This is a genomic window from Prevotella sp. CAG:255, from assembly GCF_000431195.1.
GTDB lineage: Bacteria > Bacteroidota > Bacteroidia > Bacteroidales > Bacteroidaceae > Prevotella > Prevotella rara.
On record NZ_HF986795.1, the window covers coordinates 298 to 755 of the forward strand.

General features: G+C 57.6%; 2 protein-coding genes. Both read left to right on the plus strand.

The genetic code is table 11. The annotated features are described in order from the left end of the window. A partial coding sequence (locus QVO66_RS04430; protein ID WP_288172592.1) for a DUF3876 domain-containing protein occupies window positions 1-235 on the plus strand: 235 nt, incomplete at its 5' end. After that, on the plus strand, window positions 232-458 hold a 227-nt coding region (locus QVO66_RS04435), incomplete at its 3' end, for a DUF4141 domain-containing protein (RefSeq protein WP_288172593.1). The genes QVO66_RS04430 and QVO66_RS04435, both read left to right, overlap by 4 nt.

The following is a 458-nucleotide window of genomic DNA, read 5'->3' on the forward strand; positions in this document are numbered from 1 at the left end:
GGAGGGGAGGCCAGACGTGATAATCCGCAATGACGACGGCACCCACAAGGTGACGCTTATGTCGAAGGGCGGCAGGCAGCGCAAGCTGAAGCCGCAGACGTTCGTACTCATGGAGGACGGCGGCAACATGTTCATCGACACGGGCTACCGCATTGGCGTATCATACAACGAAAATACGGACGTGCTGACGTTCCCGCCATACGGCGACTATATCAGGAAGGAGGCAGTGCAATGAGGAAAAGGATTCTAATGTTTGCCGCCGCTTCCACGCTCTGCCTCGCACAGGCAAGCGCGCAGTGGGTCGTGTCGGACCCCGGTAACCTTGCACAGGGCATAATAAACATGTCCGACAACATCGCCCACACGTCGAAGACCGCCGTGAACACGGCGCAGAACTTCGCCGAAACGGTCAAGATTTACGAGCAGGCCAAGCGTTACTACGACGCGCTGAAGAGCGT